This is a genomic window from Janthinobacterium amylolyticum, from assembly GCF_051380655.1.
Classification (GTDB): Bacteria; Pseudomonadota; Gammaproteobacteria; order Burkholderiales; family Burkholderiaceae_D; genus Janthinobacterium.
Window position 1 is genome coordinate 27183 of sequence record NZ_JBNYXL010000011.1, and the last position, 13160, is coordinate 40342.

General features: G+C 63.9%; 12 protein-coding genes and 1 pseudogene. 7 read left to right on the plus strand and 6 right to left on the minus strand.

Features of this window, described 5'->3' with window-relative positions; genetic code table 11:
* Nucleotides 1-9 precede the first annotated feature (9 nt).
* From motA to flhD, 4 genes are all read right to left on the minus strand, one after another.
* Nucleotides 10-870, minus strand: coding sequence for a flagellar motor stator protein MotA (gene motA, locus ACQ4WR_RS22205; RefSeq protein WP_034758373.1), 861 nt, complete (start codon nucleotides 868-870; stop codon nucleotides 10-12).
* Nucleotides 871-1089: 219 nt separating this feature from the next.
* On the minus strand, nucleotides 1090-1851 hold the full coding sequence (locus ACQ4WR_RS22210) for a class I SAM-dependent methyltransferase (protein ID WP_436489953.1): 762 nt from the start codon (nucleotides 1849-1851) through the stop codon (nucleotides 1090-1092).
* A 126-nt stretch (nucleotides 1852-1977) separates the two neighbouring features.
* A complete protein-coding gene (gene flhC, locus ACQ4WR_RS22215; RefSeq protein WP_436489954.1) occupies nucleotides 1978-2538 on the minus strand; it encodes a flagellar transcriptional regulator FlhC in 561 nt (186 codons plus the stop codon).
* A 135-nt stretch (nucleotides 2539-2673) separates the two neighbouring features.
* On the minus strand, nucleotides 2674-2991 hold the full coding sequence (gene flhD / locus ACQ4WR_RS22220) for a flagellar transcriptional regulator FlhD (protein WP_010396649.1): 318 nt from the start codon (nucleotides 2989-2991) through the stop codon (nucleotides 2674-2676).
* A 607-nt stretch (nucleotides 2992-3598) separates the two neighbouring features.
* On the opposite strand from flhD, the gene kynU reads away from it, so the two are divergent.
* The 5 genes from kynU to ACQ4WR_RS22245 all read left to right on the plus strand — a co-directional run bounded on the left by kynU (nucleotide 3599) and on the right by ACQ4WR_RS22245 (nucleotide 9620).
* Complete coding sequence (gene kynU / locus ACQ4WR_RS22225) at nucleotides 3599-4849, plus strand: kynureninase (RefSeq protein ID WP_436489957.1); 1251 nt, start codon at nucleotides 3599-3601, stop codon at nucleotides 4847-4849.
* 8 nt (nucleotides 4850-4857) lie between these two features.
* A complete protein-coding gene (gene kynA / locus ACQ4WR_RS22230; protein WP_436489959.1) occupies nucleotides 4858-5745 on the plus strand; it encodes a tryptophan 2,3-dioxygenase in 888 nt (295 codons plus the stop codon).
* A 136-nt stretch (nucleotides 5746-5881) separates the two neighbouring features.
* On the plus strand, nucleotides 5882-6430 hold the full coding sequence (locus ACQ4WR_RS22235) for an RBBP9/YdeN family alpha/beta hydrolase (RefSeq protein WP_308410578.1): 549 nt from the start codon (nucleotides 5882-5884) through the stop codon (nucleotides 6428-6430).
* A 107-nt stretch (nucleotides 6431-6537) separates the two neighbouring features.
* A complete protein-coding gene (locus tag ACQ4WR_RS22240) occupies nucleotides 6538-8592 on the plus strand; it encodes a toxin-antitoxin system YwqK family antitoxin (protein WP_436489961.1) in 2055 nt (684 codons plus the stop codon).
* A 2-nt stretch (nucleotides 8593-8594) separates the two neighbouring features.
* On the plus strand, nucleotides 8595-9620 hold the full coding sequence (locus tag ACQ4WR_RS22245) for a leucine-rich repeat domain-containing protein (RefSeq protein ID WP_436489963.1): 1026 nt from the start codon (nucleotides 8595-8597) through the stop codon (nucleotides 9618-9620).
* An 18-nt stretch (nucleotides 9621-9638) separates the two neighbouring features.
* On the opposite strand, the gene ACQ4WR_RS22250 is transcribed toward ACQ4WR_RS22245, so the two are convergent.
* Nucleotides 9639-10676, minus strand: a complete 1038-nt coding sequence (locus ACQ4WR_RS22250) for a hypothetical protein (RefSeq protein ID WP_436489964.1) — start codon at nucleotides 10674-10676, stop codon at nucleotides 9639-9641.
* Nucleotides 10677-10822: 146 nt separating this feature from the next.
* On the opposite strand from ACQ4WR_RS22250, the gene ACQ4WR_RS22255 reads away from it, so the two are divergent.
* The gene (locus ACQ4WR_RS22255; protein ID WP_436489966.1) at nucleotides 10823-11554 is read left to right on the plus strand and encodes an alpha/beta fold hydrolase; all 732 of its coding nucleotides are present in this window, start codon (nucleotides 10823-10825) and stop codon (nucleotides 11552-11554) included.
* On the opposite strand, the gene ACQ4WR_RS22260 is transcribed toward ACQ4WR_RS22255, so the two are convergent.
* Complete coding sequence (locus ACQ4WR_RS22260) at nucleotides 11531-11896, minus strand: hypothetical protein (protein WP_436489968.1); 366 nt, start codon at nucleotides 11894-11896, stop codon at nucleotides 11531-11533. The genes ACQ4WR_RS22255 and ACQ4WR_RS22260 overlap by 24 nt on opposite strands.
* 166 nt (nucleotides 11897-12062) lie before the next feature.
* Here ACQ4WR_RS22260 and ACQ4WR_RS22265 point away from each other — a divergent pair.
* Nucleotides 12063-13154: pseudogene (locus tag ACQ4WR_RS22265) on the plus strand (alkene reductase); the annotation flags it as partial.
* Nucleotides 13155-13160: the final 6 nt, after the last annotated feature.

Genomic DNA, 13160 nt, shown 5'->3' on the forward strand with positions numbered 1-13160 from the left:
ATTCACTGCTTACTTCGTTTTCGATTTCTTGATGTGGTCTTCCAGCTCGTTGAACGTCGGGCGCTCGGTCGAGAACAGCACCTTGCGGCCGAACTCCACGGCCAGCGCCGGCGCATAGCCGTTCAGGCTGGCCAGCAGGGTGACTTTTACGCACTGGAACATCTTGCTAGACTCTTCCAGCTTCTGTTCCAGCAGGCTGGCCAGCGGCCCGACGAAACCGTAGGCCAGCAGAATGCCGAGGAAGGTGCCGACCAGCGCGTGCGCGATCAGCATGCCCAGCTCGGCCGGCGGGATGCCCACCGATTCCATGGTGTGCACCACGCCCATCACGGCGGCGACGATACCGAAGGCGGGCAAGCCATCGCCCACCTTGGCGATCACGTGGGCCGGCACGGCGCCTTCGTGATGGTGCGTCTCGATCTCGTTGTCCATCAGGTTCTCGATCTGGAACGCATCCATGTTCCCCGATACCATCAGGCGCAGGTAGTCGGTCATGAACTCGACGATATGGTGGTCGGCCAGCACGGCCGGATACTTGGAGAACAGCGGGCTTTCCTCCGGCTTGTCGATATCGCCTTCGATCGACATCAAGCCTTCCTTGCGCACCTTGCTGAGCACTTCGAACAGCAGCGACATCAGCTCCATGTACAGCTCTTTGGTATAGCGCGAACCCTTGAACAGGCTGGGCAAGGCGGCGATGGTCGCCTTGATGGCCTTGTTATTGTTACCAACAAGGAAAGCGCCCAGGGCGGCGCCGCCGATCATCAGCAGCTCCAGCGGCTGGAACAGCGCCGCCAGATGGCCGCCCGCCATGGCGAAGCCGCCAAATACCGAGGCGCAAACGATGATGTATCCGATTATGACTAACAAGTGCCCTGACTCCCAAATAAGACCGGGCTTGCGCGCCCGGCATGCTCTAAGCAGTTCCCGGCGGCCTGCGGCTGTGCCGCGGGCGGGGAACAGCGACAAAAAAGTAACCAAAGGTAGATTGAAACGACCTGCATTTCAACACTATCCTGAGAAAATGCCGTGTGGAACTACAATAACGTGAGATTGCCCTACGGGCAAGCAAATAACGCAGACAATTGCTTAAAAGCACCATATGTAGAGCAAGGGGCCACGCTCTGTGGCGGCAATGGTCTTATCGGGTGCACGCGCGGCAATCTTGAATTCGTAACTAAGAAGCATGCTACCGGGCAACATTTCCGCTTCCGCCTTGCGCCACAGGGCCGCCATCGCCGCCGGCGACAGGTAGGCGAACACCGCATCGTACTGGCTGAAATCGAGTGATTCGTAGTCGCCGCGCAGGAAACGCGCACGGCTGCCTGCCAGTTTTGCGCGCAGGCGGCTCACCAGCCACGGCAGCGGCGCCAGTTCGATGCCGTCAAACTGCCCGTCGGGACGGCGCCGCGCCAGGTCCAGCACCAGGCCGCCCAGACCGCTGCCGATGTCGACCACGCGCACGCCGGGCCGCGCGGCGATCAGTTCCGCCACGGCTTGCCACACCTTCGGCCCCGAGGGATAGAACGGCACTTGCGTGCGGAAGGTGGACCAGTACAAGCTCAGAAGAAAGATAAAAGCCAGCAGGAAGACGATGGGGGGCAAGTCCAGCCGGCTGGCGCCCAGCAAGGCGGGCGCGAACAGCAGGCCGATGGCGCACCACCAGCGCGCCAGCCCAGCCCGCCAGGTAATCAGCGCCGCCAGCGCGCCCTGCACACAGGCCACGGCCAGCAGCGACAGCCCGACGCCGGCGCGGGCCAGCGCATACACCAGCAGCAGCATCAGGGGAAAGGCCAGCACCTGGATGAGGATAGCCTTGAGCGCGGGCGCGCGCAGGATCTGTTGCAGCATGGGCAAGTGAATGGAAGAAAACGCCAGTGTAATCGATTGAAGCGTGGCAATGGCGGCAAGAAAAAGCCGGAGCGGTCAGGCGACCGGCTCCGGCTTTCTATATATATGCTGTGTCTATGCTGTGACTCAGGCGGCCACGCCCGGCACCGCGGCGGCCGCTTCGTCGCGCGCCTTCTTGGTCTTGCCGGCACGCGAAGGCATGTGGCACAGGCCGCAGACATAATCGGCGTTGAGGTCTAGGCAATTGACGACAAACTTGCCGCCGCACTTGCCGCACGGCGCCATGTCCAGCATCTTGCTGCTGAAGAAGCGCACGAGGGTCCAGGCGCGGGTCAGCGACAGCAGCGACTCTTCGCCCGCTTCCGGCGGCATTTGTTCCAGGTACAACTTATAGGCCTTCATCACCGCCTCGATGCCGGTGGCGCCGGCGTGGTCGATGAGGAATTTATGGATGTTGATGAACAGCGAGGAATGGATATTCGGCTGCCAGGTGAGGAACCAGTCGGTGGAAAACGGCAGCATGCCCTTGGGCGGCGAGACGCCCTTCAATTCCTTGTACAGATTGAGCAGACGTTCGCGCGACAGCGAGACTTCCGTCTCCAGCAGTTGCAAACGGGCACCCAGCTGTATCAATTCGATGGCCAGCTGGATTTCCTGCGCTTCCGATACGACACTTTTCTTGGCCATGCTAGTTGCTCCGCATTTTACTGATATTGACTACAGGTTTCCGGCAAAATGTTCAGGGCAAGGCGCGCTGCCGAAGCCAGCACAAAGGTACGGCAAGGCAATGCAACGCCGCCATGGACGTCTTGAGGGGAAACCTTAGGCGATTTCTTCGACGCCCTGGCCTGCCATCAGGATGGCGGCATGCGACTGGGCCAGCGAGCGGTCTTTATTGTAGTTCGTCAGCATGCCCAGGATGGCGCTGTCGTCGAAGCGGAAGCGGGCCAGCATCATGTTGCCGCCAGCCAGTTTCAGGATCTGCGCATTGCTCATGCCTTCGATCAGTTCAGCGATGTCGGCGGCAATGCCCAAACGGAAGATGGCGGTCACCTTGTCTGCACGAATCATTTGCTGGGCCAGCATCAGGTAGCTCAGGTTAGCGTCGCGAATCTCGGCCATCATATCGTTAGCAGTCATTTCCATCTCCTCAATCCGTTGAATTCAGCTGGCTTTGTGTGTTGCCAGTGAGATACATTCTGCAGGAGCAACATCAAACGCAACAGAGGCGCAGCTCTGTATTTTTGGTCGGGGAATAGCGGAAAGGACCGTAGGTGTTTGTCTGACAAACACTGCTCGATCATGGTCGCACGCCAGTAACGGCGCGGATTCGGGAGGTATGCAAGGCGTCAGGTTTGACTGACTTTTGACCCGCATTTAATATCACATTTTTACAACAACTTGACCTGAATCAAGCCTATCTACCTATGTAACGGCAGCCTCAACAGGAACTTTAGGGGCTTTTTAAAAAATATTTCAACATTCCGCCTGCGGTGTCCGGCCCGATTTCCGCCGTTCATGTATTCATTGACGGCGGCGTTTGCGAGAACTTTAGGGTTTTCTGAAAATATTTTTAAAAATCGTGATTTTTTTCGTTGACGCCCCGCAGTCAGGCCATTTCCGCAGGCCTTACGTGCTGGAAATCTGGCGTTATCGGCGGGATTTGTTACACTGCCAGCTCTTGCGTGATACTTTAAGCTTCAAACAATATCATGCCATCCAGACAAGTATCAACATGAAAGCCACCATGATTTCTCGACACGATTGCAGTGCGCGCGACCTCGACGACCCGCTGGCGCCCCTGCGCCTGCAGTTCGATTTGCCCGCTGGCGTGATTTACCTCGACGGCAACTCGCTTGGCGCGCGGCCGAAAGCGGCGCTGGCCCGCGCCCAGCACGTCATCGCGGCGGAATGGGGCACGGACCTGATCCGCAGCTGGAACACGGCCGGCTGGTTCGACTTGCCCAAGCGCCTGGGCGACCGCCTGGCGCCGCTGCTGGGCGCCGCCACGGGCGAAGTGGTGATCACCGACACCACCTCCGTCAACCTGTTCAAGGCCCTGGCCGCCGCCCTGCAGATGCAGGCAAGCGATCCGGCACGCGCCGCGCGGCGCATCATCGTCAGCGAACGCAGCAACTTCCCCACCGACCTGTACATGGCACAAGGCCTGGCCGCCTGGCTGGACCGCGGCTACCAGTTGCGCCTGGTCGACAGTCCTGCGGAACTGGCGCAGGCCATCGATGCCGACTGCGCCGTCGCCATGCTCACGCATGTCAATTACCGCAGCGGCTACCAGCACGACATGGCCGCCATCAGCAGCCATTGCCACGCACAAGGCGCGCTGGCGCTGTGGGACCTGGCCCATTCGGCCGGCGCCGTGCCGCTGGACCTGAATGGCGCGGGGGCCGATCTGGCCGTCGGCTGCACCTACAAATACCTGAATGGCGGCCCCGGCTCGCCCGCCTTCATCTGGGTGCCGGAAAAGCACCAGGCGCGCTTCCGCCAGCCGCTGTCCGGCTGGTGGGGCCATGCGGCGCCGTTCGCCATGGAGCCGGGCTTCGCGCCGGCCGACGGCATCGCCCGCGCCCTGTGCGGCACGCAGCCGATAGTCTCGCTGGCCCTGGTCGAATGCGGCCTGGAGATCTTTGCGCAAACCAGCATGGACGCCATCCGCCACAAGTCGCTGGCCCTGACCGATCTGTTCATCGCCCTGGTGGAACAGCGCTGCGCCAGCCATCCGCTGGGCCTCGTCACGCCGCGCGAGCATGCGCGCCGCGGCAGCCAGGTCAGTTTCACGCATCCGCACGGCTATGCCGTGATGCAGGCGCTGATCGCGCGCGGCGTGATCGGCGACTACCGCGAGCCGGCCATCATGCGCTTCGGCTTCACGCCCCTGTACACCAGCTTTGCCGACGTCTGGGATGCCGTCGAGATCCTGCGCGACATCCTCGACACGCAAGCCTACGACATCGCCGCCAAGCGCGATGCCGTCACCTGAATCCCCCCATGAGCGACGACAAGAATATGAACAAGGAAAACACCAGCGGCTGCCCCATGCACGCGGGCAGCCAGGATGCGCAGTGGCATGGCGCGCAGATGGACTTCAGCGAATCGATGAGCTACGGCAATTACCTGGCGCTTGACCGCATCCTGACGGCCCAGCATCCGCTCTCCCCCAACCACAACGAAATGCTCTTCATCGTGCAGCACCAGACCAGCGAACTGTGGATGAAGCTGATGCTGCACGAAATGCACGCCGTGCGCGCCAACCTGCAAAGCGGCGACCTGGCGCCCGCTTTCAAGATGCTGGCCCGCGTGGCGCGCATCATGGACCAGCTGGTGCACGCCTGGGACGTGCTGGCCACCATGACGCCGCCCGAATACACGGCCATCCGCCCCTACCTGGGCGCCTCGTCCGGCTTCCAGTCCTACCAGTACCGCGAAATCGAATTCATTTTGGGGAACAAGAACGCGGCCCTGCTCAACGTGCATGCCACGGCGCCCGAAACCTACAAGGTGCTGGACGCGGCCCTGCGCACGCCATCCGTCTACGATGAATCCATCAAGCTGCTGGCGCGCAGCGGTCTGCATATCGCCCCGGAACGCCTGGACGCCGACTGGACCCTGCCGACCGCCGCCGATGCCACCGTCAAGGCGGCCTGGCTGGAAGTCTACCGCGACCCGTCGAAGCACTGGGCCCTGTATGAACTGGCCGAAAAGCTGGTGGACCTGGAGACGGCCTTCCGCTTCTGGCGCTTCCGCCACGTGACGACGGTGGAGCGCATCATCGGCTTCAAGACGGGTACGGGCGGCACGGCGGGCGTGAGCTACTTGCGCAAGATGCTCGACGTGGTATTGTTCCCGGAGCTCTTTGCCTTACGCACGGAGCTCTGAAAATGCCAGATCAAATCTGCTGCGCGGCGCGTCTTGCGGCCTGCGATGCTCACTGTGCTTGCGCACAGCTGCGCGTCTCGGCCACAATGCGTTGCCGCTCGCTACGATTTTATCAGGCATTATAAAAGGAGAAAAAATGATGTCGCCTCTGGTCCTGACCCTGGCCGGCCTGTGGAATTCCGGGCCGCAGCACTGGCAAACCCACTGGGAAGCGCGCCACCCGCAATGGTCGCGCGTGGATCACGGGGAATGGCAGACGCCGGACAAGGACGCATGGGTGGCCGAACTCGATCGCGCCATCGCCGCCTGCCCGCGTCCACCCGTGCTGGCGGCGCACAGCCTGGCCTGCGTGATGGTGGCCCACTGGGCTGCCAGCGGCTCGCCGCACAGGATCGCCGGCGCCTTTTTCGTCGCCCCCAGCGATGTGGATGCCCCCTCCTACCCCGCCGGCACGACGGGCTTTGCACCGATGCCGATGCAAGCCTTGCCGTTTCCGAGCCTGGTGGTTGCCAGCGGCAATGATCCCTACGTCAGCTTCGCGCGGGCGCGCGCGTTTGCCGCCGCCTGGGGCAGCGATTTCACCATGATCGGCGACGCCGGCCATATCAATGGCGATGCCGGCTACGGTCCCTGGCCGGAAGGCGAACAGCTGCTGCTGGACTTCTGCGCCGCGCACCAGCCCTGAGCAGGGCGCGCACGGGCGCACGATAGACGTGCATACATTTGCCGACAAGGAAGAACGCAGGCAGAATCGTGGCCTTTCCATTGCGGCGCCCCGGCGCCAGCCACACGATGAAACGTCTGCTTCTGCCCTTGCTGCTCTGCTCCGCGCTGGCCCACGGCGCGCCCTTTTACGAAGGCAAGAGCCTTGCCCATCCCGCCATCAGCGCCTCACAGGACAGCGGGCTTGACGTCGCCTTCCTGAAGGAAAAAGATGGCGTGAATGGCTATTACTGCGAGTGCAAGCGCGACACCTCGAAACCCGTCCTGCTCGACCAGTTCGGCAACGCCGTCATCCGCTCCGTCTTCTATGCCTCGCTGGACAAGGAGTCGGACAGCAGCGTGCAGACCATGCTGGTGCTGTTCCGCCAGGATGGCAAGCACGGCTTGCGCGCCTACCGCTACCACCGCGGTTCCGGCAAGTACCGGCGCCTCGATGGCCTGCAGCCGGCACTGGACCGCATCGTGGCGCAAAGCAGCGCGCCCAACGCGGGCCAGGTCAAGGCGGCGCTGGCCAAGCTGGCGCCGATGGACTACAGCGTCGCGCGCGGCAAGAGCGGCAACGCCGACTTCGACGCCATCGATCACACGCAGGGCAGCATCGTCGGCTACTACAACGATGACGGCGAGCCTGTGGCGGCCGGCGGCAAGGACGCCATCACCTACAAGAAAACCTTCCAGAAAAAAGGCGCGCTTTTTCTCACCGCCAGCTACACCCTGTACAGCGACGCGGGCGCGGGCATCCTGCCCAACTACCGCTTGTGGCAAGTGACGTGGGAAACGGCGCCTAAGCAATTCACGGGCAGCGCGGAGGGCCCGTCGGTCATCTACAGCCTGGCCTGGGATGACGGCTCGGTGGTCGAACGGGGCCAGTACCTGAAGGGCAAGCGCCAGGGCCTGTGGGTGCGCGAAGGCATGCACGAAGGCACTGAAAAGGGGCATTTCGTCAACGGCCTGCAAGAAGGCATGTGGTACTTCAACTATCCCAAACAGGGCGAGAGCGGCATGTACCGGGCCGGCAAGCGCGAAGGCCGCTGGACGGTCGTCAATTACGCCGATGCGGAGGAAGTGACGGGTTTCGACACCTACGCGGGCGGCCAGCTGAATGGCCCGCATGAGCGCCGCATGGGCGGCAAGGTGCAAACGCGCGGCAACTACGTCGACGGCTCGCGCCATGGGCCGTGGATCACGGAAGACGGCGACGGCAATTTCATCGAAGGCTTGCGCGACGGGCCGTGGAAGCTCAAGCTCAAGGACAAGGCCACGCAAAGCGTCACTTTCGTGAAAGGCAAAAAACAGGGCGAGGCGGTGGACACGGATGCCCAGGGCGCGCTGCGCCAGCGCGACCATTACCAGGCGGGCGTGCTCGAAGGCAGCCGCACGCGCTATCTGGGCCCGGCGGGCAAGGAATACGTCGTCTACACGGCCACCTACCGCAATGGCCAGCTCGATGGCCGCGAACAGGCGTTTGACGACAGCGGCAAGATCCTGCGCCTCGATACCCTGTGGGACAATGGCAAGAAGCAGGGCCTGGACGCGCGCTACTACCCGAACGGCAAGCCCGAACGCCTGGCCGTCGTCGACAAGGGCCGGCTGCTTACCCACCTGCGCGAATACTATGAAGACGGCCAGCTGCTCAACGACATCCACCGCTGCACCTTCAAGGAATACGGCAGCACGCGCGACGACGTGTGCGAATACCACCACATGTACTACCCGGACGGCAAGCCGCAGTACTACTACGCCTTCCAGTACGGCCAGCGCCAGGAAGGCTATTCGAACTACCCGAATGGCAAGCGCAAGGACGAACTGCTGGTCGACCGCGCCGCCGACACCTCCGTCGTCAACGCGTATTACGAAAGCGGCCAGCTCAAATGCACGGAGCCGCGCAGCGGCCACAGCACGCGCACGGTCAACGGCGAGACCATGATCAGCTACGCGTCGGCCGACCGCGATGGCGACAATATCTGCTACCACCCGAACGGCAAGGTGGCCAGCATCTATACCTTCCGCAAACGCGTGCTGGTCGAGTGCGGCAAGCGCTACGACGAGACGGGCAAGCAGACCTTCCCCGGGCCGGAGGGCTGCCCTCCCCCCAGGAAAGTGGACTATCCGATAGGACTATGACGATGACGCAGACACGGCAGCCGCAGCGCATCCACAACCCGGCCAGCATCGATGCGGCCGCCCTGCACGCCGCCATCGCCGCCGACGGCAAGGTCATCGTGCAGTTCGGCGAACATTTTGATGCGGCACCGCTGCTGGCGGACCTCGATGCGCTGGCGGCGGACTGCGGCGCGGCGCTGGAAATCCGCTTCTACGGCTACCACTTCTCGCCGTTCGACGCCGCCATCCTGCACGCGCTGCCGCATGTGGCCAACCTCTCGCTCGATTGCCATACCAGCGCCATCAACCTGGAGTGCCTGGGCGACCTGCGGCAGCTGCGGCAGCTGCAGCTGGGCGTCTACGAAATGCAGGAACACGACATCCTGGCGCTGGAGAATCTGCGTGCGCTGGAATACCTGAGCCTGGGCGAGACGCGCAAGGCCAACGTCGACCTGGCGCCGCTGCGGCACTGGCCGCAGCTGGCGCAGCTGCACACCACGGGCCACGTGAAAAACATCGCCGCCATCACGGCACTGCCCGCGCTGGCGCAGCTGTCGCTGTCGCAGGTCAAGAGCAAGGACGAGGTAGACTTCATCAGCGCCATGCCGGCGCTGGCGCGCCTGCGCTTCATCCTGGGCGGACGCACGTCGGTCGCCCACGTCACGGCGCCGCTGCTGGAAGAACTGGAAGTGGTGCGCGTGCGGGGCCTGGAAGACCTGGGCGACATCGGCCGCTTCCCGCGCTTGCGGCGCCTGGCGGTGGAAGACCAGATCAAGCTGCAGGAAGTGCGCCTGGGGTCCAACCCCGCGCTGGCATGGCTGGTACTGCGCAACTGCAAGACGCTGGCGCGCCTGCCTGGCCTCGCTGCCCTGCCGGCGCTCGACAACCTGGGCGTGCACCTGACGCAGCTCGACATCGACGCGCTGCTGGCCGATGGCTTGCCGGCGACACTGACCCACTTGACCCTGGCGACGGGAAAAAGAAAGCGTGACGACGAAATCCGCGCCCGGATTGAGCAGGTGGGCTACGCCCGGGCGCGCTTTTACTGACGCAGATATGACGGCAGGCTAGCGGCCGGCGGACAGCTTGCGCTGCCACAAGGCCACGTCGATCATCACGCCATCATCGCCCGTGTTACGGATGTAGACGCGGTAGCTGCCCTGCCCCATGTCGCCATCGAGATAGGCGGTGCGTTCGTTGCGCTGCACCCGCGCGCCCTTGGCCATCTGCCGGTAGCGCTCGACCACCGTATCGAAACTGGCATAGCTGCGCAGCGCCACTTCCAGGTCGCGCGGTGGACGCCCCTCGGCCTGGTCCAGCACATTGTTCTGTTTTTTGCCCTTCAGGGTGAGCGGATAGGCAAACACGCCGGCGCCGGCCGAAGTCAGCACCGTGGATTTATCCAGCAGCAGCGGCAGCAGCGCCGGCGGAAACGCGGGCGGCAACTGGGCGCGGTTCCAGCCTGGCAGCGCGGGCCGCGCCAGCACGTATTCGACAGTGGCGATCTTCTGCCCTTCGGCGGCCGTGTCCTTGTCGCCCGCGATCAGCGCCAGCATGGGCGGCAGCTGCCGGGCCCACGCCAGCAGGGGTGCCGCTTCGCCGACCAGCATGCCCTTGCGGTGAAACACCGTCAGTACCGTGTTCGGATCGGGATTGCAGACCTTGGCCAAGGGCTGCCCCCCGAGGCGGCAATGGCCATTGACGAGGCCAAAGGCGACGACGGTGCCGCGCTTGTCGATCAGCATGGCGCCCCGTTCGCGGCCCTGGTTGCGGTCATTCATCGAGGCCAGCAACTGGCGGCCGTCGGGCAGCATGGTGCGCGTGGCGTCGCGCTTTTCGCTGATGGCTTCGAGCGCTTGCGCCAGCAACAATTCATCGTCTTCCGTATAGCTGCCGCGCGCGTAGCCGAAAAAATCAAACAGCGCGGCGCGCACTTGCGGCTCTTCGCTCAGGCGCGGCAAAGGGCCGCCGGCCAGCAGCGAAGCGAGCTTTTTTCCGGAGGCCGGCGATGCCGCCGTACTGGCGCTGGCTGGCAGGGATAGGATGCTGGCGGCCACCAGCAAGGCGCCGCCCAGGGAACGGTATGTCGATAAAGTGATATGCATGTTTCTGTCTGCCCGGGATCTACCCGTTATTCCGGCCACGCGTGGCGCGTCGGCGATTCTAGCATGGCGCCAGCGCCCACGCCGTGCGGCAGTCGCGCGGTACGCCGGCGCGATGGGCTGCTATGATGGCCGCAATGACGACATCAATGACGACATCGACCGACGCCCCGCCCCTGCTAATCCTGCTGCCCGGCATGGATGGCACTGGCCGGCTGTTCCAGCGCTTTGACGCGGCCATGCGCGCGCGCACAGCCATCGCCACCCAGGCCATCGCCTTCCCCGCCGCCCCGCTCGATTATGCGGCGCTGGAAACCTTCGTGCGCGAACGTTTGCCGCAAGAGCGCCCCTATGTGCTGCTGGCTGAATCGTTTTCCGGCCCTCTGGGGGCAGCTTTGCGCGCCGATCCGCCTGCCGGCATGCGCGCCCTGATCCTGTGCTGCTCCTTCGTGCGCAATCCGCGCCCGATGCTGGCGCCGCTGCGCCACCTGCTCGGTCTTGTGCCCTTCGGCGCCATGCCCGGCATCGCCCTGCGCCAGACGCTGCTGGCGCCATTCGCCACGCCGGCGCTGCAGGCGGAACTGGCCGCCGCGCTGGCGCTGGTGCCGCCAGCCGTGCTGCGCCAGCGCCTGCGCGCCGTGATCGAGACCGACGCCACGCGACTATTTGCGCGTGGCAGCCTGCCCGTGCTGTACCTGCGCGCGCGCCACGACCGCCTGGTGCCGCCGGCGAACGCCATGCAGATACTGCGCCTGGCACCGGGCGCGCAACTGGTCGACATCGCCGCGCCGCACATGCTGCTGCAGGCGGCGCCGGAAGCGGCCACCGTCGCCGTCGCCGACTTTGTCGACAGGCTGTCAGCCGCGCAGACGTTCAGCTAAACGCGCGCTGGCCAGCACGGCCAGCCAGCTCAAGGTGCCCGACAGCACGCTGAAGTAAATCGCCCGCAGCGGATGCTGGGGCAGCAAATAGGCCAGCACGGCCACGCCCAGCAAGGCACACAGCACAGCTTTCCACCTGCCGGGCGGCAGCAGCGCCAGCAGCAGGTTTGTGCCCGCATGCACGTAAAACACCAGCAGCAGCGCCAGGCCGCCCGCCACGCCGCGTGAGCCGAGGCTGCCGAACAGCTGCGTGTACAGGAAAAAACCCAGCCAGCTCAACACAATAAACACCACGCAGCCCAGCGCATGCGCGCCCAGGCCGGCCATCAGGCGGTTCTTCATTATCATCATCCGTATCGTCCCGGGCAAAGCCGCATCATAGCGATTTCGCGGGCGCTGCGACCGGTTGACTAGTCTACCTACTAGATGGTAGACTTATTTCGAAGCCGGCATTTCACCCGGCAATCCTTCCGCGCCACGGCGCATTCGATCCTTTGCGAGGCATTACATGCATCAACTGTTCACTCCCTATGACCTGTCCGGCATTTCCCTGGCCAACCGCGTTGTCATGGCGCCGATGACGCGCACGCGCACCCTCGAAAACAATCCCGATGCGCTCACCGCCCTGTATTACGCGCAGCGCGCCTCGGCCGGCCTGATCGTCACCGAAGGCTTGCCAGTCTCCGATGAGGGCCGCGGCTATCTGTACACGCCTGGCATTTACAGCAGCACCCAAGGCCAGGGCTGGCGCCAGGTCACCGATGCCGTGCATGCCAAGGGCGGCAAGATCTTCGCCCAGCTGTGGCACGTGGGACGCATGTCGCATGTCTCTATCCAGCCTGGCAACGTGGCCCCCGTCGGACCAAGCGACGTGGCGGCGGAAAACACCACGGTGTATGCCTGGATCGAAGCGGGCAAGGCCGGACCGGTGCTGCCCAGCGTGCCGCGCGCGCTGACGGTCGACGAGATCGCGCGCGTCACCGCCGACTTCGTACATGCGGCAAAAGTCGCTATCGAAGCTGGCTTTGACGGGGTCGAGATCATGGCGGCCAACGGTTTCCTGTTAGACCAGTTCCTCAGCAGCGCCGTCAATACGCGCACCGACCAGTACGGCGGCAGTATCGCCAACCGCCAGCGCTTCTTGCTCGACACCATAGACGCCGTGTCGGCCGCCATCGGCAGCGGCAAGGTCGGCGTGCGTATCTCGCCGTTCGGCCGCCTGTACGACATGCGCGCCTATGCGGACGAAGCGCAGGTATGGCGCAGCGTGCCGCAGGCGCTCGATACAAGGAAGCTGGCCTATGTGCACCTGAACTACCAGCCGACCATCACGGCGGCGGAAGTGCCAGCTGGCTTTGGCGCGCGATTCCGCCAGGACTATCACGGCACCCTGATCGGCGCGGGCGGCTTCACGCAGGAACTGGCGCGCAGCGAGCTGGAAAAAGGCGACCTCGATCTGATCGCCTTCGGCATGCCGTTCATTTCCAACCCGGATCTGGTGGAACGCATGCAAAACAACTGGCCGCTGGCCGACAGCGACCGCTCGACCTACTATGGCGCCAGCGGTCCCCTGTCCCACGGTTATACCGACTATCCGACCCATGGC

What these genes read in the sequence shown, in the direction of transcription:
- ACQ4WR_RS22210 (WP_436489953.1), bottom strand. Translation starts at nt 1,851, where the DNA reads ATGCTGCAACAGATCCTGCGCGCGCCCGCGCTCAAGGCTATCCTCATC.
- flhC (WP_436489954.1), bottom strand. Translation starts at nt 2,538, where the DNA reads ATGGCCAAGAAAAGTGTCGTATCGGAAGCGCAGGAAATCCAGCTGGCC.
- flhD (WP_010396649.1), bottom strand. Translation starts at nt 2,991, where the DNA reads ATGACTGCTAACGATATGATGGCCGAGATTCGCGACGCTAACCTGAGC.
- kynU (WP_436489957.1), top strand. Translation starts at nt 3,599, where the DNA reads ATGATTTCTCGACACGATTGCAGTGCGCGCGACCTCGACGACCCGCTG.
- kynA (WP_436489959.1), top strand. Translation starts at nt 4,858, where the DNA reads ATGAGCGACGACAAGAATATGAACAAGGAAAACACCAGCGGCTGCCCC.
- ACQ4WR_RS22235 (WP_308410578.1), top strand. Translation starts at nt 5,882, where the DNA reads ATGATGTCGCCTCTGGTCCTGACCCTGGCCGGCCTGTGGAATTCCGGG.
- ACQ4WR_RS22240 (WP_436489961.1), top strand. Translation starts at nt 6,538, where the DNA reads ATGAAACGTCTGCTTCTGCCCTTGCTGCTCTGCTCCGCGCTGGCCCAC.
- ACQ4WR_RS22245 (WP_436489963.1), top strand. Translation starts at nt 8,595, where the DNA reads ATGACGCAGACACGGCAGCCGCAGCGCATCCACAACCCGGCCAGCATC.
- ACQ4WR_RS22250 (WP_436489964.1), bottom strand. Translation starts at nt 10,676, where the DNA reads ATGCATATCACTTTATCGACATACCGTTCCCTGGGCGGCGCCTTGCTG.
- ACQ4WR_RS22255 (WP_436489966.1), top strand. Translation starts at nt 10,823, where the DNA reads ATGACGACATCGACCGACGCCCCGCCCCTGCTAATCCTGCTGCCCGGC.
- ACQ4WR_RS22260 (WP_436489968.1), bottom strand. Translation starts at nt 11,896, where the DNA reads ATGAAGAACCGCCTGATGGCCGGCCTGGGCGCGCATGCGCTGGGCTGC.